General features: G+C 68.4%; 28 protein-coding genes and 1 pseudogene. 10 read left to right on the plus strand and 19 right to left on the minus strand.

Annotated features, from left to right (window positions below; all coding sequences use genetic code 11):
- The first annotated feature begins 21 nt into the window (after positions 1–21).
- From EV139_RS00250 to EV139_RS00285, 8 genes are all read left to right on the plus strand, one after another.
- Positions 22–1,101, plus strand: coding sequence for a tyrosine-type recombinase/integrase (locus EV139_RS00250; RefSeq protein WP_130452328.1), 1,080 nt, complete (start codon positions 22–24; stop codon positions 1,099–1,101).
- Between the two features lie 4 nt (positions 1,102–1,105).
- On the plus strand, positions 1,106–1,432 hold the full coding sequence (locus tag EV139_RS00255) for a helix-turn-helix domain-containing protein (RefSeq protein ID WP_130452329.1): 327 nt from the start codon (positions 1,106–1,108) through the stop codon (positions 1,430–1,432).
- A gap of 464 nt (positions 1,433–1,896) precedes the next feature.
- Complete coding sequence (locus tag EV139_RS00260) at positions 1,897–3,177, plus strand: hypothetical protein (protein WP_130452330.1); 1,281 nt, start codon at positions 1,897–1,899, stop codon at positions 3,175–3,177.
- 89 nt (positions 3,178–3,266) lie between these two features.
- Complete coding sequence (gene trxB, locus EV139_RS00265) at positions 3,267–4,241, plus strand: thioredoxin-disulfide reductase (protein ID WP_130452331.1); 975 nt, start codon at positions 3,267–3,269, stop codon at positions 4,239–4,241.
- Entirely contained in the window at positions 4,238–4,564 is a 327-nt protein-coding gene (trxA, locus tag EV139_RS00270) for a thioredoxin (RefSeq protein WP_130452332.1), read from the plus strand. Before trxB ends, trxA begins: the two co-directional genes overlap by 4 nt.
- Positions 4,561–5,649, plus strand: coding sequence for an ACR3 family arsenite efflux transporter (arsB, locus tag EV139_RS00275; protein WP_130452333.1), 1,089 nt, complete (start codon positions 4,561–4,563; stop codon positions 5,647–5,649). The genes trxA and arsB overlap by 4 nt, the downstream gene beginning before the upstream one ends.
- Positions 5,646–6,653, plus strand: coding sequence for a metalloregulator ArsR/SmtB family transcription factor (locus EV139_RS00280; protein ID WP_130452334.1), 1,008 nt, complete (start codon positions 5,646–5,648; stop codon positions 6,651–6,653). Before arsB ends, EV139_RS00280 begins: the two co-directional genes overlap by 4 nt.
- Before the next feature lie 11 nt (positions 6,654–6,664).
- A complete protein-coding gene (locus tag EV139_RS00285; protein ID WP_130452335.1) occupies positions 6,665–7,072 on the plus strand; it encodes an arsenate reductase ArsC in 408 nt (135 codons plus the stop codon).
- A gap of 133 nt (positions 7,073–7,205) precedes the next feature.
- Here the strand turns inward: EV139_RS00285 and EV139_RS00290 are convergent, their stop codons facing one another.
- Genes EV139_RS00290 through EV139_RS00310 form a run of 5 tightly spaced genes read right to left on the minus strand, consistent with a single transcriptional unit; the run spans position 7,206 to position 11,711 of the window.
- A complete protein-coding gene (locus EV139_RS00290; RefSeq protein ID WP_130452336.1) occupies positions 7,206–7,514 on the minus strand; it encodes a hypothetical protein in 309 nt (102 codons plus the stop codon).
- A complete protein-coding gene (gene lspA / locus EV139_RS00295) occupies positions 7,511–8,077 on the minus strand; it encodes a signal peptidase II (protein ID WP_130452337.1) in 567 nt (188 codons plus the stop codon). Before lspA ends, EV139_RS00290 begins: the two co-directional genes overlap by 4 nt.
- Positions 8,074–9,987, minus strand: coding sequence for a heavy metal translocating P-type ATPase (locus tag EV139_RS00300; RefSeq protein WP_198677426.1), 1,914 nt, complete (start codon positions 9,985–9,987; stop codon positions 8,074–8,076). The genes lspA and EV139_RS00300 overlap by 4 nt, the downstream gene beginning before the upstream one ends.
- The gene (cmtR, locus tag EV139_RS00305) at positions 9,984–10,343 is read right to left on the minus strand and encodes a Cd(II)/Pb(II)-sensing metalloregulatory transcriptional regulator CmtR (RefSeq protein WP_130452339.1); all 360 of its coding nucleotides are present in this window, start codon (positions 10,341–10,343) and stop codon (positions 9,984–9,986) included. Before cmtR ends, EV139_RS00300 begins: the two co-directional genes overlap by 4 nt.
- A gap of 48 nt (positions 10,344–10,391) precedes the next feature.
- Complete coding sequence (locus tag EV139_RS00310) at positions 10,392–11,711, minus strand: NAD(P)-binding domain-containing protein (RefSeq protein ID WP_130452340.1); 1,320 nt, start codon at positions 11,709–11,711, stop codon at positions 10,392–10,394.
- A gap of 87 nt (positions 11,712–11,798) precedes the next feature.
- Here EV139_RS00310 and EV139_RS00315 point away from each other — a divergent pair, with 87 nt between their 5' ends.
- The gene (locus EV139_RS00315; protein ID WP_130452341.1) at positions 11,799–12,152 is read left to right on the plus strand and encodes an ArsR/SmtB family transcription factor; all 354 of its coding nucleotides are present in this window, start codon (positions 11,799–11,801) and stop codon (positions 12,150–12,152) included.
- Positions 12,152–12,655: pseudogene (locus EV139_RS00320) on the plus strand (N-acetyltransferase family protein); the annotation flags it as partial. The gene EV139_RS00315 and the pseudogene EV139_RS00320, both read left to right, overlap by 1 nt.
- 118 nt (positions 12,656–12,773) lie before the next feature.
- Here EV139_RS00320 and EV139_RS00325 read toward each other — a convergent pair.
- From EV139_RS00325 to EV139_RS00390, 14 genes are all read right to left on the minus strand, one after another.
- Positions 12,774–14,267: an ATP-binding protein gene (locus tag EV139_RS00325; protein WP_130452343.1), complete on the minus strand. Its 1,494-nt coding sequence runs from the start codon at positions 14,265–14,267 to the stop codon at positions 12,774–12,776.
- A complete protein-coding gene (locus tag EV139_RS00330) occupies positions 14,264–15,079 on the minus strand; it encodes a hypothetical protein (RefSeq protein ID WP_130452344.1) in 816 nt (271 codons plus the stop codon). Before EV139_RS00330 ends, EV139_RS00325 begins: the two co-directional genes overlap by 4 nt.
- 34 nt (positions 15,080–15,113) lie before the next feature.
- Positions 15,114–16,589 (minus strand): SCO6880 family protein, encoded by a 1,476-nt coding sequence (locus EV139_RS00335; RefSeq protein ID WP_130452345.1) that lies wholly within the window; start codon positions 16,587–16,589, stop codon positions 15,114–15,116.
- Between the two features lie 4 nt (positions 16,590–16,593).
- Positions 16,594–17,955, minus strand: a complete 1,362-nt coding sequence (locus tag EV139_RS00340; protein ID WP_130452346.1) for a TrbL/VirB6 family protein — start codon at positions 17,953–17,955, stop codon at positions 16,594–16,596.
- Positions 17,956–17,971: 16 nt separating this feature from the next.
- Complete coding sequence (locus EV139_RS00345) at positions 17,972–18,244, minus strand: DUF6112 family protein (RefSeq protein ID WP_130452347.1); 273 nt, start codon at positions 18,242–18,244, stop codon at positions 17,972–17,974.
- Between the two features lie 159 nt (positions 18,245–18,403).
- On the minus strand, positions 18,404–18,670 hold the full coding sequence (locus EV139_RS00350) for a DUF6112 family protein (protein ID WP_130452348.1): 267 nt from the start codon (positions 18,668–18,670) through the stop codon (positions 18,404–18,406).
- Positions 18,670–19,842: a M23 family metallopeptidase gene (locus tag EV139_RS00355; RefSeq protein ID WP_130452349.1), complete on the minus strand. Its 1,173-nt coding sequence runs from the start codon at positions 19,840–19,842 to the stop codon at positions 18,670–18,672. The genes EV139_RS00350 and EV139_RS00355 overlap by 1 nt, the downstream gene beginning before the upstream one ends.
- A gap of 3 nt (positions 19,843–19,845) precedes the next feature.
- Positions 19,846–20,508 carry a hypothetical protein gene (locus tag EV139_RS00360; protein ID WP_130452350.1) on the minus strand — a complete coding sequence of 221 codons (663 nt, stop codon included), beginning with the start codon at positions 20,506–20,508 and terminating at the stop codon, positions 19,846–19,848.
- Between the two features lie 91 nt (positions 20,509–20,599).
- Positions 20,600–21,709: a ParB N-terminal domain-containing protein gene (locus tag EV139_RS00365; protein WP_130452351.1), complete on the minus strand. Its 1,110-nt coding sequence runs from the start codon at positions 21,707–21,709 to the stop codon at positions 20,600–20,602.
- Complete coding sequence (locus tag EV139_RS00370; protein ID WP_130452352.1) at positions 21,696–22,568, minus strand: hypothetical protein; 873 nt, start codon at positions 22,566–22,568, stop codon at positions 21,696–21,698. Before EV139_RS00370 ends, EV139_RS00365 begins: the two co-directional genes overlap by 14 nt.
- A gap of 93 nt (positions 22,569–22,661) precedes the next feature.
- Positions 22,662–23,174, minus strand: coding sequence for a hypothetical protein (locus tag EV139_RS00375; RefSeq protein ID WP_237462949.1), 513 nt, complete (start codon positions 23,172–23,174; stop codon positions 22,662–22,664).
- Positions 23,171–23,965 (minus strand): DUF2637 domain-containing protein, encoded by a 795-nt coding sequence (locus EV139_RS00380; protein WP_237462950.1) that lies wholly within the window; start codon positions 23,963–23,965, stop codon positions 23,171–23,173. Before EV139_RS00380 ends, EV139_RS00375 begins: the two co-directional genes overlap by 4 nt.
- Positions 23,966–24,003: 38 nt before the next feature.
- The gene (locus EV139_RS00385; RefSeq protein ID WP_130452353.1) at positions 24,004–24,909 is read right to left on the minus strand and encodes a bifunctional DNA primase/polymerase; all 906 of its coding nucleotides are present in this window, start codon (positions 24,907–24,909) and stop codon (positions 24,004–24,006) included.
- A complete protein-coding gene (locus tag EV139_RS00390; protein ID WP_130452354.1) occupies positions 24,909–26,009 on the minus strand; it encodes an ArdC-like ssDNA-binding domain-containing protein in 1,101 nt (366 codons plus the stop codon). Before EV139_RS00390 ends, EV139_RS00385 begins: the two co-directional genes overlap by 1 nt.
- Between the last annotated feature and the right edge of the window lie 68 nt (positions 26,010–26,077).

Here is a 26,077-nt window from a genome sequence, read left to right on the forward strand (position 1 = left end):
GATTGCTGAAGACGCGGGACGATGAAGCTCGCCGCGGTTCGGAGCATCGGGACTGCCCGCGGGTGGCAGACCGAGGCCGACGCCGCGGATTTCGAGCAAGAAATCATCGACCAGTTCGCGCTCGCGATGGCCGCTGCCGGGCTGAGCGATGGGTACATCTCGCAGTGCCGTTCGGTGGTGTTCGAGTTCCGCCACCACTTCGGGTTGCCGCTGTGGCAGGCGAAGCCAGCCGATGCGGATGCCTACCTCGCGGGCCTGCGCCGGGCGGGACTCGCCGCCTCGACGCGGGCGAATCGGGCTGGTGCAATCGCGCAGTTCTACGACTTCACGATCGCCCGCTACCAGGCCGACATCAATGCACTGACGGAGTTCGTGATCGAACAGCCCGTCGACGAGTTCAACCGGCAGTCTGGGGCGTCGCTGGGCAAGGTCCGGGTTCCGCCATCTGACGTAGAAGTCGAGAAGCTGTTCACGTCCTGGGGTGCCTCGTTGGAGAGCGAGCGTCGCTACCTGCCGGCGGCCCGGAACTACTTCGCCGCGTCACTGTGGCGCAGGGTCGGGATCCGCATTACCGAGAGCACGATGCTCGACTTGCGTGACTGGCGTCCGGACCTCGGTTCGTTGGGAAAGTTGCATGTCCGTTTCGGGAAAGGATCGCGGGGGCGCGGTTCCAAGCAGCGCCTCGTGCCGGCGATCAACGGGACTGATCGCTTGATCGATTGGTGGCTGGGTGACGTGCGGCATCGATTTGGCGATGACTGGGAGAACCCGGATGCACCGATGATTCCGTCCGAGCGCTTCGATCCCGAACTCGCACGGTGCTGCCGCGCGAGCGACGATGTCCTGCGCCGCGGGCTGCGGCAGGCAACGATCCGCTTCCTTCCGGCCTGGGACGGCCGAATGACCCCACATGTGCTCCGTCACTACTGCGCATCGTCGCTGTATCTCGCGGGCATGGATCTGAAAGCGTTGCAAGAACTTCTCGGGCACCAATGGCTCTCGACCACAACGCAGTACATACACGTCTCGGATGGGCACGTGGAGGAGTCATGGATGAACGCGAACCAGAGACTTGAAGACCGATTTGAGGGGATGAGCTGAAGCAATGAAATGGAATCTCCGAGTGCAGGCCGCTGAACGCGGGATCTGGAAGTCCGCCGAGCTACGACGGATGCTCGCGGACGCGGGACTCGAGATCAGTCTGGGAAAGATGTCGGCCCTCTGGACCGGCACCCCGACCACGATCCGGCTGGACGACCTCGATGTCATCTGCCACGTCCTCGGCTGCCAACCCACCGACCTCCTCGTCCCCGAACCCGACAAAGTCGCTTCGCAGAAACAGCAGCCCGCAGACAAGGGCGCGGTGAACGACGCACCGGGCGTGGTGAAGCCCCGGTTCGGACCGACCGACCGACCAGCACCACCGGTATGAGTCCCGCCCGCGGCCGGGACGGGCCGCTCAGCCCACCCTTGGCCTGCACCGCGTGCGGGGTCAATCCGGCCGCGTGGCTCACGCCCCGAGTCGACTACTGCTACGACTGCCTCCCGGGCGGCCCCTTCACGCCACCGCCCTGCCGGAAGTGCGGGTCAGCGAGCTACTACAGCCAGGGGCTCTGCGCGCACTGCCATCCCGGCAGCCCGGGTTTCGTCGGCTCCTGCCGAGACTGCCTCGCCTACGGCGTCTATCGGCAGCACAACTGGCGTTGCTGGAAGTGCCGATGGTGGTTCCAGCACTACCCCCTAGGCGAGTGCTCCTCCTGTCACCGCACGGTCACGACCGGCGAGCAAGGCTACTGCCGGCTCTGCCTGGAGACCGCCCGCTACCACCAACAGCCCGGCGAACCACTCGATCTCGGCGCCGCACAGAAGTGGGGACAGCAACTCTTCTTCGCGTCGATGAACGACCCTCGCCGACCTGCCGCGCTCCGAACGCGGCCAGCGATGGGCATCGCCGAGGCGCTACTCCTCATCAACGCGCCGCCACCGCCCGAGAGCACCCAGCAGGTCCTCTTCCACGTCGACCCCGACCCCGAGTTGCTGCGGCAGCGAGCGAACGAGGTCGCCCATCGCGACATCACCTCCCGAACCGAGCACTTCCTCACCGCCCGCGCCAGCGAGTACGCCTGGAGCAAACGGCAGACGAATCAGGTTCGGCGCACCCTCAAGGTCCTGCAACTCGTGTTCCCCGGCGCGAACCTCCAGTTCCGGGCATCCGACATTCTCGCGCTACGCAGCTACAACGACCACAACGTCCGCTCCACGATCGAAGTCCTCGAAGACGCCGGCCTCCTCATCGATGACCGGGCCCCCAGCTTCGACCTGCTCTTCGCGCGCAAGACGGTGGATATCCCGGACCCGATGCGCACCCAACTCGAGCTCTGGCGAACCATCATGGTGAACGGGTCATCGAAGCCACCGCGCAGGCAGCCCCGCGAAGCATCGACAGTCAAGGCCCAGATGTACGGCATCCTCCCGGCCGTGACCACCTGGGCCGAGAATGGGCACACGAGCTTCGCCGAGATCAGCACCGACGACATCCGTGCCGTGCTGCCCGACGAGCCATCAGCACGGCACCTCATGCTGCTCGGCCTACGCACGTTGTTCAGCATCCTGCACGGGCAGAAGCAGATCTTCCACGACCCCACGAAGCGAATCCCGCTACGTCCAGCGAAGCGCAACGCACCGCTCCCGATGCACCCGAACTCGATCCGCGACGCCCTCACGAGTCCCGACCCAGCAGTCGCGTTCGCCGTCTCCCTCGTCGCGTTCCACGCGCTCACGACCCGGCAAGTCCAGCATCTGCTCCTGACCGACGTCGCCGACGGACGCCTCACCATGCCAGACGGCCGCATCATCCCGCTCGCGAAACCCGTGCTCGTGCGGCTCACGGCGTGGCTCGACCACCGCACCCGAAGATGGCCCGAGACGCGGAACCCGTATCTGCTCGTGACTCAGCAGACCGGACCCAGGCTCACCCCGCCCGGCCGCAACTTCCCCTGGAAGAAGGCCGGAATCTCCGCTCAGTCGCTCCGCACCGACCGCATCCTCTACGAGATCGAGCAGACCGGTGGAGACGTTCGTCGGGTCTGCGACCTCTTCGGCATCACCATCGCCACCGCCCTCCACTACGCCCGCACCGTCGCGGACCCGCCCAACACCACGGTCGACAGCGCATAGCCGCCGCTGAAGGTGAACCTTCGGCAAACACTGGCCCTCAAGCGGCTCCTCGACTTGCCGACTAATTCGATACACGTCAATATAGAAGTATGTCGAATCAAGAAGTCGAACTGATCATTGTCGGATCCGGCCCCGCCGGGTACACCGCGGCGGTCTATGCCGCGCGTGCGGGTCTCGCGCCGGTCGTGATCGCGGGCTCAGTGACCGCGGGCGGTGCGTTGATGACGACGACCGAGGTCGAGAACTTCCCAGGCTTCGTCGATGGCGTGCAGGGCCCGGAGCTGATGGAGGCGATGCGGGCGCAAGCGGAGCGGTTCGGCGCCGAGATCGTCTACGACGACGCGACCCGCCTCGATCTCGACGGCGACGTGAAGACCATCGAGACCGGCGCCGACGCGACGTACCGCGCGCGGGCGGTGGTACTGACGATGGGATCCGCCTACCGCAAGCTCGGCCTCCCCGAGGAAGAGCGCCTGTCGGGGCACGGAGTGTCCTGGTGCGCGACCTGCGACGGGTTCTTCTTCCGCGAGCAGGAGATCGTCGTGGTCGGCGGCGGGGACTCCGCGATGGAGGAGGCCCTGTTCCTCACCCGGTTCGCATCGAAAGTCACCGTCGTGCACCGCCGGGACGAGTTCCGGGCGTCGAGAATCATGGCACAGCGCGTGCTGGACGACCCGAAGATCGAGGTCGCCTGGAACAGCGAGGTCGCCGCGATCCTCGGCGACGAGCAGGTCACCGGGCTCACGCTGCGCGACACGATCACCGGGGCTGAGCGCACGCTCGACGCGACGGGGGTGTTCGTCGCGATCGGTCACGACCCGCGCTCCGAGCTCGTGACCGGGCAGGTCGACACCGACGCGGACGGGTACGTGCGAGTCGCGCACCCGTCAACGCGGACAAACCTGGCCGGGGTGTTCGCAGCCGGGGACCTCGTCGACCACACATACCGGCAGGCGATCACGGCCGCAGGCACCGGTTGCGCGGCCGCGCAGGACGCCCAGCACTACCTGTCGAACCTCGCACCCGCCACCCCTTCCGAGCCCGTTCGGGAGGTCTCCGCATGAGCACCGTCACTCCCGTCACCGACACCACCTTCCAGGCGGAGGTGCTCGAGTCCGAGCTGCCCGTCGTGGTCGACATTTGGGCGACCTGGTGCGGCCCGTGCAAGGCGATCGCCCCGATCCTGGACCAGCTCGCCAGCGAGTACGCGGGCCGGGTGAAGATCGTGAAGGTCGACGCCGACCAGAACCCCCAGACCGTAACCGCGGCCGGCGTGACCTCGATCCCGACCCTCGGCTTCTACCGGAACGGGGAACGTGTCGACGTGCTGATCGGCGCGCACCCGAAACCCGTCTACATCGCGAAGATCGAGGAGCTGCTCGCATGACCGGCGCCCTGACCCGTACCGCCCCGAAGCGGCTCTCCACCCTCGACAAGTGGCTGCCGCTGTGGATCGGCCTCGCGATGGTCGCAGGCCTCCTGCTCGGCCGTTTCGTGCCCGCACTTTCAGATGCGCTCTCGGCGATGGAGGTCGGCGGGATCTCGATTCCCATCGGGCTGGGCCTGCTGGTGATGATGTATCCGGTGCTCGCGAAGGTCCGCTACGACAAGGTCGCCGCCGTCACCGGAGACAAGAAGCTTCTCGTCTCCTCGCTCGTGCTGAACTGGCTCGTCGGCCCCGCGGTCATGTTCGCTCTTGCGTGGATCTTCCTGCCCGATCTGCCGGAGTACCGGACCGGGCTGATCATCGTGGGTCTCGCCCGCTGCATCGCGATGGTGGTCATCTGGAACGACCTCGCGTGCGGTGACCGTGAGGCGACTGCGGTGCTGGTCGCGATCAACTCGGTCTTCCAAGTCGTCATGTTCGCAGTGCTGGGCTGGTTCTACCTGACCTTGCTGCCGGGCTGGCTGGGGCTGGATACACAAGGGCTGGAGATTTCGGTCTGGCAGATCGCATTGAACGTGCTCGTGTTCCTCGGCATCCCGCTCATCGCGGGCTTCGCCTCCCGCTTCATCGGTGAGAAGCGCAAGGGGCGCGACTGGTACGAGGAGAAGTTCCTCCCGAAGATCGGACCGTGGGCGCTGTACGGTCTGCTGTTCACCATCGTGCTGCTGTTCGCACTGCAAGGTGAGCAAGTCACCTCCCACCCGATGGACGTCGCCCGTATCGCGCTGCCGCTGCTGGTCTACTTCGCGCTGATGTGGTTCGCGGGCATCCTCCTCGGGAAGGCCCTCGGCCTGGGCTATGCCCGGTCGACAACGCTCGCGTTCACTGCCGCTGGCAACAACTTCGAGCTCGCGATCGCTGTCGCGATCGGAACCTTCGGCGCCACGTCCGGGCAAGCGCTGGCCGGTGTCGTCGGCCCGCTCATCGAGGTGCCAGTGCTCGTGGCCCTGGTCTACGTCTCGCTCTGGGCTGCGCGAGCCTGGTTTCACACCAACCCTTACGCTACCGAATCGAGGACGTCATGACCGACACTACCGTCATCGCCGACGCCGACGCATGCGCTCCTTCCGCATCGCACGCGATCGGCGCCGAGACCGCGACCACCGTGGCCGGGGCACTGAAGGCGCTCGCTGACCCGCTGCGGTTGCGGATGCTGTCGGCGATCGCGAACGGGCCGCGCGGCGAGTCCTGCGTGTGCGACCTCGCGGAGCTGGCCGAGGTGTCTCAGCCCACCGTCTCCCACCATCTAAAGGTGCTGAAGGAGACCGGGATGCTGCTGTCGGAGCGGCGCGGCACCTGGGTTTGGTACCGGATCGCCCCAGGCAAACAGCGCGCCGTCGCCGCCCTCCTCGATGCCTTCGCACCGGCTGCAGTTTCCGGTGAGCCTGAGAGCCCCTCCGAACGAGCCGAAGCGCTGCAGCAGATGGACGCCCGGGTCACCCGCCTCGCCGACGAGCTCGCGGATGAACTGACCGGACTGAGCAGGGATCTCGTGATCGCGATCGTGCGCGAGTCCTACGCGGGGCTCGTGCGGTCGGCAAAGCTGACGCAGCACATGATCCCGCTGACCGAACGGTTCGCTCGGCAGCGTCTCACCGACCTGGCCAAGGATCGCTCCTCTGGGGTGCCGCAAGTGCTGTTCGTCTGCGTACAGAACGCAGGACGATCCCAGCTCGCCGCCGCCATCGTCAACCAGCTCGCTGACGGTACCGTCATCGCACGGTCGGCGGGCTCCACCCCTGCGTCGGAGGTGCACCCGCACGTGCGCTCTCTGCTCACCGAGATCGAGGGCGAGCAGGAGGCTGAGACGGCGTTCCCGAAGCCGCTCACCGATGACGCCGTGCGCGCGGCCGACGTGGTGATCACGATGGGCTGCGGCGACGTATGCCCGATCATCCCCGGTGTCCGCTACGAGGACTGGGCCGTGGGCGACCCGGCTCTTGCCTCCCCCGAAGGGATCGAAGCAATCCGCGACGATATCGAGGCCCGGGTTCGTGGCCTCCTCACTACTCTCACCAGCCAAGCATGAAGGAAACAAGAATGACCGAAACCCAGAAGCCCTCCGTCTTGTTCGTCTGCGTGCACAACGCGGGCCGCTCGCAGATGGCCGCCGGCTACCTCCGCCACCTCGCGGGCGACCGCGTCGAGGTCCGCTCGGCCGGGTCCATGCCCGCTGAACAGATCAACCCGGTCGCGGTCGAGGCGATGCGCGAAGAGGGCATCGACATCACCGCCGAGGCGCCGAAGGTCCTCACCACTGAGGCCGTGCAGGACTCGGATGTCGTGATCACGATGGGATGCGGGGACGCCTGCCCGTTCTTCCCGGGCAAGCGCTACGAGGACTGGAAGCTCGACGACCCAGCCGGGCAAGGCATCGAGTCGGTGCGCCCGATCCGAGACGACATCAGGGGCCGCATCGAGACCCTTCTCGCAGAACTGCTCGTCTGAGAAGCTACGAGCACCGGAGGGGCAGAAGCCAATGGCCCTGCCCCTCCACTGTGTTTCTGGGTTCTCGATCTCTGCGGCGAACACCGTTGTGCCGTGGTGTGACCCAGTGATCGCGTCACCGATCATTCCCTCTCTATCGAGATGCGCCCCGCAGCGCTGCTTCGATTTGCTCCGGTGTGGGCGCTCCGGCAAACCCGCTCTCGGTCGCGTAGACCCGGCATGCGAGCGAGCGAACCGGGGCCGTCGGGAACAAGTCGACGCCATCGACGAGGATCGTGGGCGACCCTCCGAACTGAGTGCTCGCCGCCTCTGCCTCCGTCCGGATCGTCACCACCTCGACAGGAACGCCCCCAAGCCCGAGAGCGTCCAGCGCCGCGCGTGCGTTGGCTTCGGCGATGTCCGTGTTCGGGCAGTCGACGATGTGCAGCAATTCGACCTTCATGAAGCGGGCTCCGTACGTTCGCTGTCCGCTTCCGCGCGAGGGGTAGATCCGAGGAGGTTCAGGCAGACCAGTCCGACCCCGATCACGACGAATACGTCGGCCACGTTCCCGACGAAAAGGTCGCCATAGGCGAGGAAGTCGGTCACGTACCCGCGCCCGAACGCTGGCTGGTTCAGCATCCGGTCGATGAGGTTGCCGACCGCGCCGCCGAGGACCAACCCCAGCGCGAGACCCCAACGGACACCACGCAGCCGCACGGCGAACACGATCACAGTGACGGAGGCGAAGAAGCCGATGAGGGTGATGATCCAGGTGGTCCCGGAGCCGAGTGAGAACGCGGCTCCGGGGTTGTAGACCAAGGACAGGCCGAACAGGTCGCCGACCAGCGGGACCCGTTCGCCCGGCGTCAGCTGCGCTACGGCGAGGGCCTTTGAACCCTGGTCGAGCACCACAGCGAGCACGGCCACAACGAGGGCGATGCCAAGGGCTTTCCTCTCCCGCGGCCGTGTCCGCTGGTCCGCGTACTCTTCATTGACCGTCCCAGCGACGTCCTGGGCGGTCACGCGCTGACCTTGCGTGTGCGGGCGGCTCGCAGGCCATTGAGGATCACGATCACCTCGGCGATCTCGTGCACGAGCACCACCGCGGCAAGTCCCAGGACGCCGAAGAGCGCGAGCGGGAGCAGGGCGGTGATGATCAGCAGCGACAGGATGATGTTCTGGTTGATGATGTGGCGTCCACGACGGGCGTGGTTGAACGCGCGCGGCAGCAGGCGCAGGTCGTGGCCGGTGAACGCGACATCGGCCGACTCGATCGCCGCATCCGACCCGGTCGCGCCCATCGCGATCCCGATGTCCGCGGCGGCCAGCGCAGGGGCGTCGTTGATGCCGTCCCCGATCATCGCGACCGACCCCTTCGCACTGAGCTCTGCGATCGCGGCGGCCTTGTCCTCCGGGCGTAGCTCGGCGCGCACGTCCTCGATGCCGGCTTGGGAGGCGAGGGCGCGGGCGGTGCGGGCGTTGTCGCCGGTGAGCATCGTGACCCCGACGCCCTGCGCGGCGAGCGTGCGCACGACCTCGGGGACCTCGGGGCGCAGCTCGTCGCGGACGCCGATCGCCGCGACAGACTCGCCGTCGCGGTGCACGATCACGACCGTCATGCCCTGCTCCTCGAGCCCGGCGACCCGGTCGCCGAGGAGTCCGGCGTCGAGCCAGCGGGGGCTGCCGACCGTGATCCGGGCCCCGTCGAGTTCGCCTTCGATGCCGTGCCCGGCCTGCTCGGTCACGCCCTCGGCCGCGGGGTCTCCCGGTGCGGCGGCGGTGATCGCGGCGGCGAGGGGGTGGGTGCTGTGCTGTTCGAGCGCGGCCGCCCAGGCCAGCGCCTGCACCTCGGTGACGCCGTCGGCGGTCAGCACGGCGGTGACGGCGGGCTCGTTGCGGGTGAGGGTGCCGGTCTTGTCGACCGCGACGTGGCGGATCACGCCGAACCGTTCGAACACGGCCCCGGACTTGATGATCACGCCGAACTTACTCGCCGACCCGATCGCGGCCACCACGGTCAGTGGCACGGAGATCGCCAGCGCGCACGGAGACGCGGCGACCAGCACGACGAGGGCGCGGGTGATCCACAGCTCCGGGTCGCCGAACAGCGACCCGATGATCGCGACCAGGGCGGCGAGGATAAGCACGCCCGGAACGAGGGGTCGGGCGATGCGGTCGGCGAGCCGGGCGCGGTCGCCCTTCTCCGCCTGCGCCTTCTCCACCAGGTCGACGATCGTGGTCAGCGAGTTGTCCGTGCCGGCCGCGGTCGTCTCGACCTCCAGCGCACCCGCGGTGTTGATCGCGCCGGCCGAGACCGTGTCGCCGGGTTCGACTTCGACCGGGATCGATTCCCCGGTGATCGCGGAGGTGTCCAGGCTGGAACGTCCTGTACGGACGATGCCGTCGGTCGCGATCCTCTCACCCGGCCGCACCAGCATCAGCTGGCCGACGGCGAGGTCCTTCGCGGCGACCTCGACCGATACGCCGTCTCGGCGGATGGTCGCGGTCTCGGGGACGAGCTTGAGCAGCGCCCGGAGCCCGCCGCGGGCGCGGTCCATGGCCTTGTCTTCCAGTGCCTCGGCGATCGAGTACAGGAACGCCAGGGCGGCGGCCTCCTCGACGTAGCCGAGGATCACCGCGCCGACTGCGCTGATCGTCATCAGCAGGCTGATGCTCAGCTTGCCCTTGAACAGCTTCCGGATCGCGCCGGGGGTGAAGGTCGACGCGCCGAGCAGTAGGCCGATCCAGAACAGCGCCAAGGCCGGGATCTCCATCCCGGACCACTCCAGGGCCAGGCCGGTGAGGAATGCGATGCCGGAGAAGACCGGGACCATGATCCCGCGGTCCCGCCACCAGGGGCGCTCCGCCGCCTCAGTTTCCTCGCCGACTGTGGTCTCGGGCTCGTCGTGCTCGCAGCCGCACGCCGCGCTCACTCGCCCGCTCCGGTGCCGCAGCAGCCCGGTACCGTGCACGAAGCGTCCACGCAGGGCGCGTGCTCGTCGACCGCGAGCGTTACGTCCACCAACGCGGTCAGTGCCGCCGCGAGGTGTGGGTCGGCGATCTCGTAGCGCGTCTGCCGCCCTTCGGGCTCGGCGACCACGATCCCGCAGTCGCGCAGACAGGTCAGGTGGTTCGAAACGTTTGAACGCGTCAGCTCCAGCTCGCGCGAGAGCACGGCGGGGTAGCTCGGGCCGCCGAGCAGGGTCATCAGGATCCGGGAGCGCGTCGGGTCCGCCATCGCCCGGCCGAGCCGGTTCATGACGTCAAGACGAGAAGCAATAGTCAGCACACACTGACTATACAGCCAGGACTGACGCAAAGCGAGCGAGCGGTGACCCTACGACACTGGTTCCACGCCGAGCTGGATGAGTTGCGGGACAGGCGCGCAGCACGATCCCGCACTGGCAGCCTCGTCCGGCGCGTCGAAGAGTCCCGACCCGCCACACACGCCGGTATCGGGGAGCACGAGGTCCACCCGCTCGGCGGCTTCGCGGTCGCCTGCGATCGCGGCGACGACGCTGCGGACCTGCTCGAACCCGGTCAGGGCCAGGAACGTCGGCGCGCGCCCGTACGACTTCGCCCCGACGATGTAGAACCCTGGCTCCGGATGCTCCAGGTCGGCGGCCCCGGTCGCGCGGATCGAGCCGCAGGAGTGCAGGTTCGGGTCCACCTCGACCGCGACCTTTACCGGCGCCTGCAATCGCATGTCGAGCTCGAGACGGATCTCGGATAGGAACGACAGGTCAGGGCGGAACCCGGTCGAAACGAACACCCGGGACGCCGGAGCAAGCCGGCGTCCATCTTCCGCGACGAGAACCGCCTGCCCGCCCTCAATGACCACCTGGTCGGTGCGGAACCCGGTGACGAGGTCCACGAGCCCGTCTTCGACTGCCTTCTTGGCCCGCTGGCCCAGCGCCCCGCGTTCGGGCAGTTCGTCGGCGGTCCCGCCGCCGAAGGTGTTGCCGACCGTGCCGCGGCGCAGCACCCAGCTGATCTGCGTCCCCGGCTCTCGCTTCGCAACCCTGGACAGGATCCCTATCGTCGTCGCGGCAGAGTGCCCGTTGCCGACCACGACCATATGCTGTCCGGCGAGACCTGTGGCGTCTTCGATCGTGGGCATCCGGTGTTCAACGAGTCCCGCCTCGGCGGCGGCTCGTTCCCCGAGCGCGGGGAGACCGTCCGCGCCGACCGGGCTCGGGGTGTGCCAAGTGCCCGAGGCGTCGATCACCGCGCGTGCTTCGATCCGCTCCTCGCTACCGTCCGCACGCTCAACGTGCACGATGAAGGGCTGCTCGGCACGCCCGGCATCGACCGAGAGATCCCGGCCCTTGCGACCGACGCCGACGACCCTGGCCCCGCACTGGACGCGGTCGCCGAGCGTCTTCGCGAGCGGGGCGAGATATCCCTCGATCCACTGCGCCCCGGCCGGGTATCCCTGGGACGGTGCCGCCCATCCGGTGGGCTCCAGCAAACGACGCGACGCCGCATCGGTGAGTTCCGTCCACGGCGAGAACAGACGCACATGCCCCCATTCGGCCACCGCCGCAGCTGGACCAGGACCGGCTTCCAGAACCAGCGGGTTCAGGCCGCGCTCGAGCAGGTGCGCAGCTGCCGCGAGTCCCTGCGGGCCCGCACCGATGACGACGACGGAATCCATACCAACCTCCACACATTGACGTTCTTCGATATGAAGAGTCTGCTCGTCGTATCGACATCTGTCAATATGTGAGGCAGAATGGGGGGCATGACCACTCTTCCCGTGACGATCGACGCGGCACCCGCGGAGGCGTCGTGCTGCGCCCCTGCGACCGACGCGGTGGTCGATGACGCGACCGCGCATCAACTCGCGAAGGTGTTCAAAGCGCTCGGCGACCCGAACCGAGTGAAGCTGTTCTCGCTGATCACCGCGAGTGCGAGCGGGGAGATGTGCGTGTGTGATCTCACCGAACCCGTCGGGTTGTCGCAGCCGACGGTGTCACACCACATGAAGCTCCTTGTCGAGGCCGGGCTCGCCACCCGTGAGCAGCGCGGCAAGTGGGCGTACTACCAGCCCACGACCGGCACCCTCGCCGACGCGGCACGGGCGTTCACAGCCTGATGGGACCGATCCTGTTCCGGCCGATGGCCGAGTCCGACTGGGCCGAGGTCGAGAGCATCTATCGGGCGGGGATCGCCACCGGGCACGCCACCTTCGAAACCGCCCCACCCGCGACCTGGGCCGCATTCACTGCAGGCAAGCGCCCGGAGCTCAGCCTTGTCGCCATCGACTCCACCGGCCGGGTCCTCGGGTGGGTCGCCGCGTCTCCCGTGTCGACACGAGCCGTGTACGCGGGCGTTGTCGAGCACTCGATCTACATCCACCCCGACGCGGCCGGTCACGGAGTCGGGCGCCGCCTTCTCGCAGCGTTCTTGGATCTCACCGACCAGCACGGGATCTGGACTGTGCAGTCATCGATCTTTCCGGAGAACACCGCGAGCTTGCGCCTGCACGAGCGGGCAGGGTTCCGCGCTGTTGGACAACGAGAGCGGATCGCCTGCATGGCCTACGGGCCGCACGCCGGCCAATGGCGCGACACGATCCTCGTCGAACGCCGCACAGATGGAGAACGAAGTGAGGGTGCATCTTCTGCGAATACGCACCCTCACACCCAGTCCAGCGCCCCGTCGACCCGCAACTTCACGCCGAATCGTCTTCAGGAATCCTGAACTTGCGGGTTTCCTATAGCATTCGTGCGCGGGTGTCGAAGAGCTCGAGTTCGGCGGGATGGAGTTGGTGCTGCACGACGAAGCTGCGGTCCTTGATCTTCCAGAGGCCCTGCCCGATGCCGAGGCCCGGGAGCAAGGATCTCTCAGTGCCCGTGAGGCCGAGGGTCTGTGCCGTGACGCCGAGCTGGTCGGACTCTTGCCGGTAGACGATCCGAGTCTCAGCGTTCGCGAGGAGCGACGAAGCGAGGCCTCGCATCCGCGATCCCTGATCACCGACGTTCTCAAGGTCCGAGAGCTTGTGGAAGACCAGCAGGTTTGCCAGCCCGTAGTGCCTGGCGAGCCGCCACTGCGCATCCATGCGAGCGAGAAGGCTCGGGTAGGACATGAGACGCCACGCCTCGTCGTAGACGACGAAGCGTTGCCCGCCGGCCGGGTCTTGGAGCGCCGCTTCCATCCACGCGGCCGCGCAAGTCATCAGGACCGCAAGCAGTGCCGAGTTCTCGGCCACTCTTGAGAGATCGAGCGAGAGCATCGGCAGGCTGGGATCGAACTTCTCGGTGCTGGGACCGTCGAACATCCCGGAGAGGTCGCCGGCGACGAGCCTGCGGAGTGCGTGTCCGACCATGCGACCGTCTTCCGCGAGCCGGCCATCGGGATCGTCGGTTTTCGCGGGTGCGAGGATGCGGTTGACGACCATTGGCAGGATTGGCACTTCTGCGCAGCGCACCGCATCGGCGAGGGCAACGTCGATCGCGGTGTGCTCCACGGGCGTGAGGCGGCGGTCGAGCATGGTCTCCGCGAGCGCCCCGATGAGATCCCGACGACGGGCTGCGACCTGTGCCGCCAAGTCCTCATCCGGGATGCCGCCCGCCCGGTAGCCCTCGTCCAAGGGGTTCAGCCGGGTTGGGAGCGACGGGCCGAGCACGATGGCGCGGCCGCCGACGGCCCGGGCGACGGAAGTATGCTCGCCCTTTGGATCTCCCGGGATATAGACGCGGCGCCCGAACGGGAGTGCCCTGGTGTAGAGCGCTTTCGCGAGTGAGGACTTCCCGCTCCCGACGATGCCGGCGAGGATCATGTTCGGGGCGGTGATGACCCCTTGCTTGTAGAGCTGCCAGGGATCGTAGACGAAGGAACCGCCCGAGTAGAGGTCTTGCCCGACGAAGGTTCCGGCAGAGCCGAGCCCGCCTTCCGCGAGGAACGGGTAGTGCCCCGACAGGGTGGCAGAGGTGTCCTGGTGGCGCGGGAGTCGGAACCGGCCAGGCGTGCGCAACGCTGCGGGCCCGTCTTCGCCAGCCCGCGGCAGGTAGTGGATCGCGCGGCGAGCTTCGCGTTCCTCGTCTGATTGGGCTCGGGCGGCGACGATCGCGGCGGTTCTCGCTTCGGCTTGGATGCGGGCTGCGGCTTGCGCACGGGCTCGGCGATGCCTGCGCAGTTCCCCTTCCGGGCCGACGAGCACGGAGGTATGGAGCCGCCCGGGCTCGGCCTCGCCTGATTCGTGGCTCATCGTCCGAGGCCTCGCAGTGTGGGGTGGTTCACGTAGTTTTGTCGGTTGATCGTCGGGGTGCCGAGACGTTCCCGCCGCGCTCTCCGCGAATCCGCCGCAGCACCGTCGCGTTCCAGGGTGCCGGCTGGTGCGGCATGGCGGGGGTCAGCGATGCCGAGCAGCACTGAGCTGGGCAGGCTGTCTTCGGCCCGGTAGAGGGCCATGTGCCGATGGTCATGGTTGTAGACCAGGGTGTAAGCGTCGAGCGTTGCCACACGGTTGAGCGAAGCAACGGGAACCTTGTCGTAGACATACCCATTCTCGAGCGCAGCATCGGCGGTCTCGTCGCCGAAGTCGTAGCCTGCGAGCTCCTGTACCGCAGCATCTGTGCCCCCGGCTTCGATCAGGTCGAGCGCGTGGCCGGCTTCGTCGCCCTGCAGGAACACCACGTTGATGAGCCGCGAAGGGGCTTCGCTCGTCTGAAGCGTGGGCTGCCAGGCGATCCGGCCGGCCGCAGCCTTACCCGCGTCGAGCCGCCGCTCCGCTTCGCCGATGAGGGAGGCGGCCTGGCGAAGCTCGGCCGCTGCGGTGAGCGCCTCCTGGGTGCCAGCGGCACGATCACCGGCGTCATTCGCTGCGCGCCCGCGGGCGTCGGTGTGGCCTTTCGCGAACTGGCTGAGCACCTGTTCGAGGGATCGCACCGCGCCGAGCAGGTCGCCGAGCATCCCGTACATGCGCTCGGGCTGGTCGAGCACGATGCTTGCGTGGGCGAGGCCGCGCATCGCCTCGTACATCTCGGCCGCGTCGGCGGCAGGATCGGTGAAGGCCGGCATGATCGGGACTCCAATTGAGAGAAAATGGCGGCGGTCAGATGGATCGGCACAGCGGCAGTGCCGCTGCGGTGAAGGCCTGGGCTTGCTGCCCGACGAGCCTCCTCGTTTCGCAGGAGGCCTGGATCGCGGCCTGTTCGATCTGCGACGCGGCAGCATCGAGCTCGCTCGCGGTCGGCGCCGAGACGGATACGAGGCCGACGACGCGCAGGACGCCGTGACCTGCGGTGAGCTCCGATTCCTGTTGCAGGACATCGCTGTACTCGGCGGAGGCTTGCGTGTCTTCGACCTGGCCGATCTTCCGACGTTGCGCGGCGTCGGCGATCATCTCGGTCTTCTTCTTCCGCAGATCGCGCGCTGCCTGGTCAGCCCGGACCGGGAGGTAGTGCAGCGAGAGCGAGCGGAGCACGCCGCCGGTGAGGACGAGCGGGGCGAGGAACCCGGGGAAGGTCTGCGCTCGGGGCCATTCGCTGATCCACAGCACCGCATGGTGTGCGCTGTCGGAACGGAGCCGATCCCATGATTCGTTCACCGCGACCGGGCCGGCGATGGCGAGAACCCGGCCCAGCTTGCCGTGCCGTTCCAGGGCGGGACCCGCAGCGGGATCGTAGGCGGTACGGAGGATGAGGGCGACATCGCCCGGGGTGAGCCAGCCGGTCATGTGCAGCTCGGCGCTGCGGAGCGCGGTCTGGAACGACTGCATCTCCTGACGCAGTACCGCTGCCGTGCCCTTCATCCCGCCGCCTGCCGAACGGATCTGCCTGGCGGCGGCGCGCATGTCGATCGACAGCGACACCGTGGTGGCGTGGCGCTCGCCTGCGGGGCCAGCCCGCTCGATGAGTTCCCGGTAGGTGGTCGCCGCCCAGGAGCCGTCGTCGGTGCCATGCTGCCGCCACCATTCGGTGAGCCCGGATCCGGAATCTGGGAGGGTGCGCTCCATGACCTGAATGCGGGCGATGCGACCTGAGCGGCAGGCGGCGGCGAGCACTCGGCCCCAGCCGGTGACGCGGCGCTGCTGCTCGGCGGGGTCGAGGAGCACGAACGCGGGATGCTGCACCCCGCACACCGCGGTGAGGGTCTGCGCGTGGGGGTCGTGGATCATCGCCGCTCCCGTTTCGGGGTCTACCCATTCCCGGAGTGCCGCCATGTCGCCGGGGAGCGCGAGCGTGCCGGCGGGGCGGGGCTTCACGACGCGCCTGCGGTAGCGGGTCTGCTTCGCCCGGGTGCGGAGTATCCAGCGGGTGACGATGGGCGCCCACTCGATGACCTTCCGCCCGCCGACGGGCACCCAGGCGATCGCGACGAGCGACGCCCACGCGGGCGACGCCCAGGCGAGGCCCGCACCTCCGTTCGTGTAGAGGCCCGCGACGACGATGAGCAACGCGACCGCGAGCACGATGAGCTGCGGAAGGGAGAGGCCGAGGAGGATGCCGCGGCGCGTGAGGCGGGAGAACTGCACCGGCCGTAGCTCGAACCTCTCCGCTGCAGCGGTGGTGGACGCGTGCGAGGTCATGGGTTCATTCCTTCCCGCTTGGTGCGGGCGGGGTCTGCGGCGTTGCTTGTGGGAGCGTTGCGGGCGGCTGCTGCACCGGCGAGCTTGCCGGTGGCGGGGTCGCCTGCTCGGACGCGTTGCCGACGTGGGAGTCTGCGGCATTCCCGATCGCTCCGCCGAGCTTCGGCCCGGCGGTCGCGGTCTCCTTCACGACGATCGCCCCGGCCACGACCGCGGCAGCGGGTCCTGCTGCGGCGGCCCCGCCCGCGGCACCGCCGCCTGCGGCCGCACCACCGGCAGCACCGCCACCACTGGCAGCCCCACCGCTGCTTGCGGCGGCGCTGCCGCCTGTCGCAGGAGCCGCATGAGCCGGTGCTGAGGCTGATGCTGATGCGGGGGCGGTCTTCGGTGCGGCCGTGCCTGGGTCTGCGCCGTCGAGGACTTGCTTGAGTGCGGGACCGGATGGTTTCGACGGGAGCGGGATCGGCCGGTTGAGGGCGTTCTTCGCTTCCTGCTCCATTGACGCGGCCTGGTACATGTCGAAGCCGACGAAGCTCAGGAACTTGTACGCCATGTACGGTGCGAAGGCTGCGACGAACAGCAGCACGATTCCGGCGATGGGTTCGGAGAGGGATTTCAAGTCGAGGCTGATGGGGGCGGCGACCTGGGTGGTGGCGATGAGGAAGATCACCACGATCACGAGCTTCGACGCGATGAGCGCTATGACAAAGGTCGCCCATTTCCCGAACCAGCCGCGCGAGGCCTCCCAGGTGAGGCCGGCGAGTGCGATCGGCCCGAACACGATGGCGACGAGGAGAAGGGCTTTGCGGATGAGGAGGGAGAACCAGAGGATGAAGATCGCGGCGATCATGAGGCCGGCGAGGAAGATCGTGAGCAGCGCCCCCGCCCCGCCCGCCACGGTGGTGATGGTGACGGCGGTGATGAGGAGGGCGAGCCGGTCGCCCATACTCTCGATCGTCTGCCCCGTGGCTTGAATCACACCGACGCAGAGCTGGTCGGTGATTTCAAGCAGCAGACCGGTGCAGGTGATGAGCACGAACGATCCCAGCACTGATTTGGCGACGCCGGTGGCGGCGCGGGCGAGGGCGGAGGGGTCGCGGCGGGCGAGGCCAGCGATGAGTTGGAAGCAGAAGAACAGCACGGTGATGAACACGGCGATGCCGAACAGGATGTTGTAGACCTTGACATACCCGTCGGAAGTGACATCGACCGAGGTGGTGGTGGAGAACACCTCCCACATGCCCTGGAACAGGGTGGACACGGCGAGGCCCATCGCGGACGCGATCCATCCGAAGAAGAGCCCGGCGGGGCCTTCACCGATCATGGTGCAGACGGTGGAGATGCCGGGGATGTCGCAGATACTCACCCTGGATCACCGCCGACTAGTTGACGGCCTGGCCAACGGTCCAGAAGAAGTTGATCAGGGTGACTGCCGCCCCGCACAGCACGGCGGCACCGCAGGAGACGAGCACGCCAGTCTTCCCGCGCGAGGCGAGGTGGGGGTTCGAGGAGTTCGCGCCGAGACCCCAGACGATTGCTGAGACGATCAGCGCGAGGACGCTGAGAATCAATCCCACGGTCATCACGGCGCCCACGATGTCGCGCAGTTGCGCGATCCCCGGAAGCCCGTCGCTGTTCGGGTCGATATCGATCATGGTGAAAGTGCTCCTGCCAGTCAAAGGGGGTGGACGCGAACCGTCCAACAAGCAGGTGCACCACAGCCCACGGGCGGCCGATTCCCGTCGGGGTCGGCCGCAACCGCTCGTTCCAGCGCAGGAACCGGGCACCGGCGAGCAAACGGCCCGCCCCGGGCCTCAGATGTGGTCGCCGATGGTGAGGAGGAAGTTGGTCCAGGCGATGCCGGCACCGGCGAATGCTGCGGTACCGAGGGCGACGAACACACCTATGCAGGCTTTCTGCGCTGTGTACGGGTTCCCCGTCGAAGACGACATCGCCCATACGATCGCGGAGACGACGAGGGTGAGTACGGCGCCGATGAGGACGATCGTGAGGAGCGCGCCAATCACGGACGCGAACTCATCGGATGCGCCGACGGCTCCGAAATCGGGAAACACGTTCATCACAGGCCTCCCACGTTCGCGCGGCATCCGACTGCGGTGCTCGTGCCGTCGCTCGGCACTGCCCCGTGCTGGGCGAGCCACTCGATCGCGTTCACGGGCGGCTGCGCTTGCCCGCCGGGGCGGATCTCGACGTGCAGGTGCGGGCCGGTCGAACGACCCGACGACCCGACATCTCCGATGTGCTGCCCGGCCGTCACGGTCTCGCCGGCCGTGACGTAGATCCCGTGCTGCCACATATGCGCGTAGTAGGAGGCGACGCGGGCACCCTGCACGGTGTGCTCGATCACGATCAGGCCGCCCCACCCGGCACTGAACTCCGCGACCGTGACGCGGCCGTCTGCGATAGCGAAGATCGGGGTGCCGTCTCCTGCGGCGAGATCGGAGCCGGAGTGGAACTCGCTCTCCCCGGTGAAGGGGTCGCTGCGCCACCCGAAGCTGTCGGTGCTCGTGTAGCTGCCCTCCGGGAGCGGGAACACGATCCGCGAGGTCTCGGGCACCGGCCCGCCGCCCCCGTTGCCGCTGTTGCTGTCGGGGGCGGGGGTGGTGAGGGCGGTGAGGATCGCATCGGCGACGGGCTGCCAGTTCCGGTACCGGTCGGGAAAGGCACTGACTTCGACCGCCTGCGCCGCAGCGCCCGGGTCCATGGACTGCCAGCCGGGGATGTCGAGCAGGCCGCGCGGCGAGGGATAGTTCGGTCCGTCCTTCCCGCCATAGAACGCCTGGGCCTGATACACGGGGTTCATGAGCTCGGCGACGGTGCCCCAGCCGACGGCGGGACGCATCTGGAACAGGCCCAGCGAGTCGTGATCTGAAGCGTCACCGTCGTTCGGATAGTTCCCGGACTCGGGGTAGGCGCCAGTGTTGGCGAGCATCCGCAGCCGCGATTCGGTGAGCGCGGCCATCAGCGCAACACGAACCCCGGCCTGCCCGACGCCGGGGATGCCTGCCCCGGTGGTGATGATCGTCGCCGCGTGGGTCAGTTGCCGCTTGTCGAGCGTGACCGAGGTGCCGTCAGCGGTGATGGCGGTGAGGCTGTCGGGGATCGGGCCGACCACGAGTGAGCCGGTGAGGCAGAATCCTGCCGGCCCCATGAACGCGCCCAGGCCCACGAGCGCGGTCGACGGGCCGATGCAGAACAGCACCAGCAGGAGGACGAGCAGCTTCTTCGCCATAAGCTACGGCATGGGGGTATCGGCGGCCGAGAGCCGCAGCAGCCGACAGGAATCCCCGGTCGGGCAGGCGGCGAAGATCGTGAACGACACCGGCCTGGCATCCGAAACGTCTCGGTCTTCCCAGGAGCCTACGCGGTGCCGGGTACCAGTGATCGTGTAGGCGGCCGCACCAGGTGGAAGCGTGCCGGGCCGAGCGTTGGCGACGACCCCCGGCCATGTCCCGGGGACGGTGATCGTGTCGATGATGAGCCATTGCCGGGTCTCGTAGTTCCGCAGCTCACCCCAGGCCGCATCGTCTGGGAAATAGGCGCGGAGGTCCTCGGCAAGGCCAGGCGCTTCCTCGCGATCAGCGACATCGACGATCGCTTGCATGTACTCGTGCGCACCGTAGCCAAGGCCCGTATCCCACGCGAACAGCCCCTCCGCCACCGAGCGGACGAACCGCTCCGGACCGGTGCTCGTCGGCAGTTCGCGCGGCGCGAGACTCTGGCCTGGCTGTGGCTCCGTCGTCACGGCGGGCGACGCTGGCGTGCGCGGAGCAGGCGCAGGGCCACGCAGCAGCCCGTAGACGCCGACACCGACGAAGAGCGTGAGGGTGAGACCTCCGCTGAGCAGGGCAAAGCGAAGGCGGCGCGATCGCTGATCCGGTGCGGTGGTCTGACGCATGGAGTTCCTTCCGAGGACCGGGTGGATTCGGTACTCGGAAGGTGCACCCGCACACCCGCGGCGGAGAGAGCAGATGTCGCGGCTGCCGTCGTCAGATCGCGTGCGCAGACGGGGGGACAGTGTCGGCGGTCTGGGCGCGTGCGGTGCGGATGAGGGCGAAGAAGGCGACGGTCTCGGCGAGCACCGCTTCGGCGCGCTCCCACTCCGCCGCCGTGAGTTCGGATGCGAGGACGACGGGATCGTGCTTCTTCGTCCATCCGTCCATGTCGGCCCAGAGCGCCACGAAGGCGCGCGGCGGCAGCACGACGAGCGTCAGCCTCGGACGCTCCACCGTTCCCGCCCGCTTCTTCCCCTTGCCGCGACCTTCGGCGGTGACACGGGCGATCGCCGCCGAAGCGAGTGCGGCGAGCTCCGCCGTGCGCGCCTCCTGGCTGGCCGCCGCCCGCACTTCAGCCGCCGAGGAGACGGCTTGTGCTCGCACGGTCTCTGGTTGGGCGGGGTCGGCGGCGATCCGGTCGAGCTCGTCGAGGGAGAGGGCGGTGTTCATGCGGAGGTGCGCGCCGTGCACTTTCCCGCCCGCCTCGATCCGGGCGACCTCTTCTGCGGCCTGGGCGCGGATGTGCGCGGGGCGGCGCTCGTCGTGGGCGAGGTCTTTGAGCCTGCCGAGCTGTTCGAGCATGTTCTGGGACTTCTTGCCGGTGACCATCAGCGCGGCCTGTTCTCGGGTACGGCCTTCACCGTTCCACGGTGGAGTCGAATCGACTCCACCGTAAGCTTCCGCAGAATCCTGCGACATCCCGCCGTCGGCGCCGAACCTCGTGGCGGCTTGCCGACGGGCGGCGTCCTCTGCGAGGACGACTTTGAGTTCCCGGTACAGGGATTCCGCTTCGATCAGGGAGAGGGGCTTGTGCAGGGCGTTGTCGTTCTGCTCGGCGAGGAGCTGGGAGAGCCGGTCGGAGAGGTTCGACCGCACCCACACGTTCGTGGAACGGTATCCGAGCAGGCGCAGCGCTTCGAGCCTTCGGCGCCCGCAGACGAGCGTCCCGTCCGGGGTGATTGTGATCGGTTGCAGCAGGCCTTCGTTGCGGATGGAATCGGCGAGCTCTGGAATGTCGCCGAGGTCGGTGCGGTGGCGCACCCCGATGCCGATGGAATCAAGGGAGCGTTCCAGCTCGATGTGCCCCGGACTACTCGCAGCCACGACACCCACCCCCGTCCGGAGCCGACAGCACCACCTCCGACAACACCACGTCATCGACGAGGAGCGCGCGGAGCGGTTCACCTGTGACGAGGCGGTGTAGCACGCCCCGCGCGGCGCTCGTGTGCGCCTGGTTCGGGTCCGGGCTGCCGAGCACCACCCTGAGCATCGCGAGCCACGAGGCGGCTGGGATGTCGAGGAGGGCGCGGGCATGGTAGTCGCGGCGGAGCGACTCGAACGCCTGAGCGCGGGACGCCGACTCTGCGAGCCTCGTCACGAGGTACTCCATCCCGCCCCGTGCGGCCTCGACCGGCCAGCCGAGCAGATGAAACAAGGCGACGGCGTCCTCGACCGCCTGCCCGACCCGCGCCGACGCCTCACTGGCCTCGGGCTCTGCAAAGTAGTCCGGGGCCGGGATCGCGAAGCTTTCGTGGTAGTCGGTGAGCGGGTTCTCCCGGTCGCTGAAGCGTTCCGCGTCGTGATGCGCGGAGAACTTCGGCCTGCGCGCCTGATGCACGGAACAGAGCAGCCCGTTCGCGCGCTCCTCGGCGATGCAGGTAACCTTCACGGCGCGGGTGACGACCGCCCACGGGTCGTCGGCGCGGCGGACGGCGCCGGTCCGCATCGCGTCGAACGCCGCGGCCGCTGCCTCCCACGGGTCGAGCCCGTGGCGGCGCGCGAGCGCGGCGTACTTGTCGGCTGCATACTGCATGAGCGTGGCGACTTCGGGGTCGTGCCGCCACGCCCACCGGCCCTCCTCGTGCAGGCGGATCAGCAGGGCGCGGAGCCCTTCGGAATGCTCAAACCCCCACCGGGAGCCTCTTTCGGGCTGCGCGGCAGGGGTTGTCGTGTTCTGGTTCATGGTCGTGGCACCTCCTGGCAAGCAGGTGCACCCGGGGTGCATCGGCCCTGGGAGGTCCTGCGCGAACCGGCAAGTCGCTGCGTGCATGGCGGATCACCTCAGACCCATCCCCGAACGCGCCAGCTCCTGCCGCCGCGCATTCCGGCGGCGGCCAGCGATCGACAGGTCCGGTAGCCGTGATGCCCGTTCACTCCGTTCCGCACGGCGCTCGGTGCGGTCCTGCGGGCGCTCCGTGCGGGCGTCGCGGAGCCGCTGGGCGAGGTCGGCCCGCAGATCGAGCCCCCAGCCCGTTGCCCGGGCCCCGCCCTGCATCGCCAGCTCGGTCGGACGCACCCACCGGACCTGCGTCCGACGCTTTGCCTCCGTTGCTGCTTCGGCTGCGGGCGTCTCCGGCTCCGCAGCGTCGGCCTCCGGAGTGTCGTGCTCGGCCTGGTCGCGTGCGATCAGAGAGGGGTCACGGTGCACGGCGAGCATCGACCGCTCCACCTCCGGAACCGTCGCCTCCGGTGCGGGCGTGCGTTCGGTGTTCATCGCCGCCGCGAGCGCGGAATGCAGACGCGCCCGCGCTGCCTCCGTGCCCTCGGGCAGGTGTGCTTCGGTGTTCATGAGGGTTCCTCCTCGTTCTCGGGTACTGCCGCCGTCGGTACCGCTGGCGCAGCTTCGGGATCTTTGCCAGCCTCCTCTGGCAGTTTGGCGTCGGGCTCAGTCGTTGGCTTGGGGGCCTGTGGGAGCCAGCGGCCGATGGTCGAAGGGTGCACGTCGAGGTAGCGGGCGATCTTCTTGTTTGACCAGCCGCCCGCTCGCAGCACCTCCGCGACCTCACGTCCCGACCAGGTGCCCCGCCCCGTCGCCTCGCCTGGTGCGGGCATCGCCAGATCGTCCCGCTCGGGCTCTGGTGGGGCTGCGAGTATCGGCACCCCGAGCACTGGTCTCGGAGACATCGCTGCCACCGGCACTGCGGCTGCCTCGGCGTGCACCACCTCAGTATCCGCACTCGCGCCTTCCGTGGCTGCCGCATTTTCTTGGGGTTGGTGGCGGGTGAGGATCACGGTGAGGTGCGTGATTGCGAGCAGCACCAGAGGCGGCACCGCCGCAACTGATGCGGCGAGCACCGCGGGTACGTCGGCGTCGGCGGCGACGATCGCATGGATAGAGTTCGCGGCGACCGACAGCCCGGCCCCGCAGATCAGCAGCAGCCACGGATACCAGGCGGCCCGGTTCCCCGCGAGGGCGACGACGGCGACGGTTGAGACGACGATGATGCCGTCCACGATCAGCGGCCACGCCCACGCCTGCCCGGCCTCGATCCCAGACCTGCGGGCGAGATCGGCCAGTGCGGTGAAGCTGAGCCAGAACGCACCGGCCGCAATCAGCACCGTGCCGGCGACCGCGGTCATCACGGCCAGCCTGCCACCCCGGCGTGTTCTCGTGTCGTTCATGCGAGCACCCGCCCTCGATCCACCGGGACGCGCTGCGCGATCGACCGCGACCTCTCCGCCGTCGATGCCGACGGCGAGGGGGCGGGGTCGCGGTAGGCGGAGCGGATCGTGCGTGCGATTTCCGGAGGTGCGAGCCCGATCTGCTCGGCGACCGGGCCGAGCGCCGAGAACGCCTCGCCGAGGGTGGCGCCGTTCTCGGCAAGACGGCAGGAGGCCCAGTAGAGGCCCTGATTCCGTTCGCTCTGCTCCCGCCCGCCAAGCCACGCCGCAATGCGCTGGGTGCGCTCTTCCAGGGTGCCCCGGAACGGCTGCCCCTGCCACGTCGGCCGCACCGGGCGAGGATCGAGGAACTCCCGCAACGCTGTCGCATCCACCGGCTGCACTTCGCCGGTGGCGAGATCGAGGAGCTGATACGCGACCACCTGCCCGTCGATGAGGGTGCGCGATGGCGGGGCGACGATGTAGCCGGCGGTGCCCCGGAAGTCGAGCTGCGCATTCCCCGACGCCCACGAGCGCTGCTCGATGTCCGCCGCCGGATAGTAGGCGTGCAGGCCGCCCGACGGGGTGACGATGTGCGCCGCCCAGCCGTCAAGGAAGCCGGCCTGCGTGGCACGCTGCCACGAGACGGGCCCGCGCGGCTCATCGCCCTTCACATCAACATCGACGACTTCGATCCCGGAGGCAGGGCCGGTCGGGATGCCGATGTTCGCCTCCGGCCAGCGCCGCCACCACGCACCCACCTGGGCCGGGTCAGCGGTCGCGTCCTTGAAGCCGTGCGCCACGAGCGGCCGCTTCTCACCCGGCACGCACGGGAACACCGGCACCCCGAGACTCGCATAGTGCTGCGCGGCATCCGCCAGCGACAGGCCGGCCACTGGGGCGAGGAGCTGTTCGGCATCCATCACAACCCCCGAACCGCGGCCAGGGGCCGCGCCACCTGTGCTGGTTTCCGTGCAGCGGGGCGTGCCGGGGTTTTCCGTTCGGCCTGCTTCGCAGTCGCGCGCTCGGGGTCGTTTCGGGTGAGACCGGGCGGGGTGCCGTCGCTGATCTGCACGGTGTCGAGCTGGTCCAGGATCTCGAGCGCGACTTTCCGCACGCGCTCGGCCGTGGCCTGCACGATCTGGACCGGGTTCTTCCCGTCGGCGGCCATCGCCCACCCCGACACATACGGGATCGTGTAGACGCTCGTATCCATGCCGTGCGCGGCACCAACCATGAGCGCGACCGACTCGGCCTCCACCTCACCAATCCCGCGATGCTGCCGCGCCTCCACCTGGTCGGGGCCGTGCATCTTCACATGCGCGAGCTCGTGCACGAGCGTCTTCACCTGAGCCGCATCGTCCATGTTCGTCCGCACCGCAACCTGACGATCATCGAACTTGGTGATGCCGTTCGCGCCGTGGATCATGCCCTCGTGCGGCACCGGCAGAAACTGGAACCCGGCCTCCTCGACCTGCCGGATCAGACCCTCGCGAAGCCTGGCCGGCGCCTCGCCTGCGAGGAGCTGCGGTGACGGCGGGAGGGGTACCTCGGGGCCGGTGGCCTGGGAGATGTCGAAGACGTAGGCGACTTTCGCGCCGACCATCTCCGACTTCACCTTCTCACCCGGCAGCGGTGCCTCACGCGGGGCGAGCCTGCGCCACGACATCGGATTGGCCGGGGTCCTCGACGCGAACTTCCCGATCACAGGGGCGAGGATCGCATACCCCTTCTGGCCCTTCTCGACGTGGCGGCCGAGCTGTTCCCACTGCCGGAACCCCGCCACATACGTGGGCATCGGCTCGGGCACCCGGCCCGCCTCCCACGCGGCCTGGTGCTGTGCGAAGATCAGCCACGAGTTGTTCACTGAACGTGAGCGGAACTTCGCCGCGAACGACAGCGCACACTTCCAGTCCTCGCCCGTGACAAGCTTCTCGACCTGCGCGTTCAACGCTTCGCGCACCTCATCGAGCTTGGCCTCGCGTGCCGTACGTGCTCCGCTGTCTTGTACGTTGCCAGTCATGCAGTCATCTCCTCCCGTCATGCGGGGGGTGCGCGCAGCAGGAAGCCCCCGTTCACCTGTGAGGTGCG

The sequence above is a fragment of the Leucobacter luti genome (assembly GCF_004217175.1).
Classification (GTDB): Bacteria; Actinomycetota; Actinomycetes; order Actinomycetales; family Microbacteriaceae; genus Leucobacter; species Leucobacter luti.

Bases quoted from the DNA above. Each gene is read 5' to 3' on its own strand.
- EV139_RS00250 (WP_130452328.1), top strand. From the start codon at position 22: ATGAAGCTCGCCGCGGTTCGGAGCATCGGGACTGCCCGCGGGTGGCAG.
- EV139_RS00255 (WP_130452329.1), top strand. From the start codon at position 1,106: ATGAAATGGAATCTCCGAGTGCAGGCCGCTGAACGCGGGATCTGGAAG.
- EV139_RS00260 (WP_130452330.1), top strand. From the start codon at position 1,897: ATGAACGACCCTCGCCGACCTGCCGCGCTCCGAACGCGGCCAGCGATG.
- trxB (WP_130452331.1), top strand. From the start codon at position 3,267: ATGTCGAATCAAGAAGTCGAACTGATCATTGTCGGATCCGGCCCCGCC.
- trxA (WP_130452332.1), top strand. From the start codon at position 4,238: ATGAGCACCGTCACTCCCGTCACCGACACCACCTTCCAGGCGGAGGTG.
- arsB (WP_130452333.1), top strand. From the start codon at position 4,561: ATGACCGGCGCCCTGACCCGTACCGCCCCGAAGCGGCTCTCCACCCTC.
- EV139_RS00280 (WP_130452334.1), top strand. From the start codon at position 5,646: ATGACCGACACTACCGTCATCGCCGACGCCGACGCATGCGCTCCTTCC.
- EV139_RS00285 (WP_130452335.1), top strand. From the start codon at position 6,665: ATGACCGAAACCCAGAAGCCCTCCGTCTTGTTCGTCTGCGTGCACAAC.
- EV139_RS00290 (WP_130452336.1), bottom strand. From the start codon at position 7,514: ATGAAGGTCGAATTGCTGCACATCGTCGACTGCCCGAACACGGACATC.
- EV139_RS00310 (WP_130452340.1), bottom strand. From the start codon at position 11,711: ATGGATTCCGTCGTCGTCATCGGTGCGGGCCCGCAGGGACTCGCGGCA.
- EV139_RS00315 (WP_130452341.1), top strand. From the start codon at position 11,799: ATGACCACTCTTCCCGTGACGATCGACGCGGCACCCGCGGAGGCGTCG.
- EV139_RS00325 (WP_130452343.1), bottom strand. From the start codon at position 14,267: ATGAGCCACGAATCAGGCGAGGCCGAGCCCGGGCGGCTCCATACCTCC.
- EV139_RS00330 (WP_130452344.1), bottom strand. From the start codon at position 15,079: ATGCCGGCCTTCACCGATCCTGCCGCCGACGCGGCCGAGATGTACGAG.
- EV139_RS00335 (WP_130452345.1), bottom strand. From the start codon at position 16,589: ATGACCTCGCACGCGTCCACCACCGCTGCAGCGGAGAGGTTCGAGCTA.
- EV139_RS00345 (WP_130452347.1), bottom strand. From the start codon at position 18,244: ATGATCGATATCGACCCGAACAGCGACGGGCTTCCGGGGATCGCGCAA.
- EV139_RS00350 (WP_130452348.1), bottom strand. From the start codon at position 18,670: ATGAACGTGTTTCCCGATTTCGGAGCCGTCGGCGCATCCGATGAGTTC.
- EV139_RS00355 (WP_130452349.1), bottom strand. From the start codon at position 19,842: ATGGCGAAGAAGCTGCTCGTCCTCCTGCTGGTGCTGTTCTGCATCGGC.
- EV139_RS00360 (WP_130452350.1), bottom strand. From the start codon at position 20,508: ATGCGTCAGACCACCGCACCGGATCAGCGATCGCGCCGCCTTCGCTTT.
- EV139_RS00370 (WP_130452352.1), bottom strand. From the start codon at position 22,568: ATGAACCAGAACACGACAACCCCTGCCGCGCAGCCCGAAAGAGGCTCC.
- EV139_RS00375 (WP_237462949.1), bottom strand. From the start codon at position 23,174: ATGAACACCGAAGCACACCTGCCCGAGGGCACGGAGGCAGCGCGGGCG.
- EV139_RS00380 (WP_237462950.1), bottom strand. From the start codon at position 23,965: ATGACCGCGGTCGCCGGCACGGTGCTGATTGCGGCCGGTGCGTTCTGG.
- EV139_RS00385 (WP_130452353.1), bottom strand. From the start codon at position 24,909: ATGGATGCCGAACAGCTCCTCGCCCCAGTGGCCGGCCTGTCGCTGGCG.
- EV139_RS00390 (WP_130452354.1), bottom strand. From the start codon at position 26,009: ATGACTGGCAACGTACAAGACAGCGGAGCACGTACGGCACGCGAGGCC.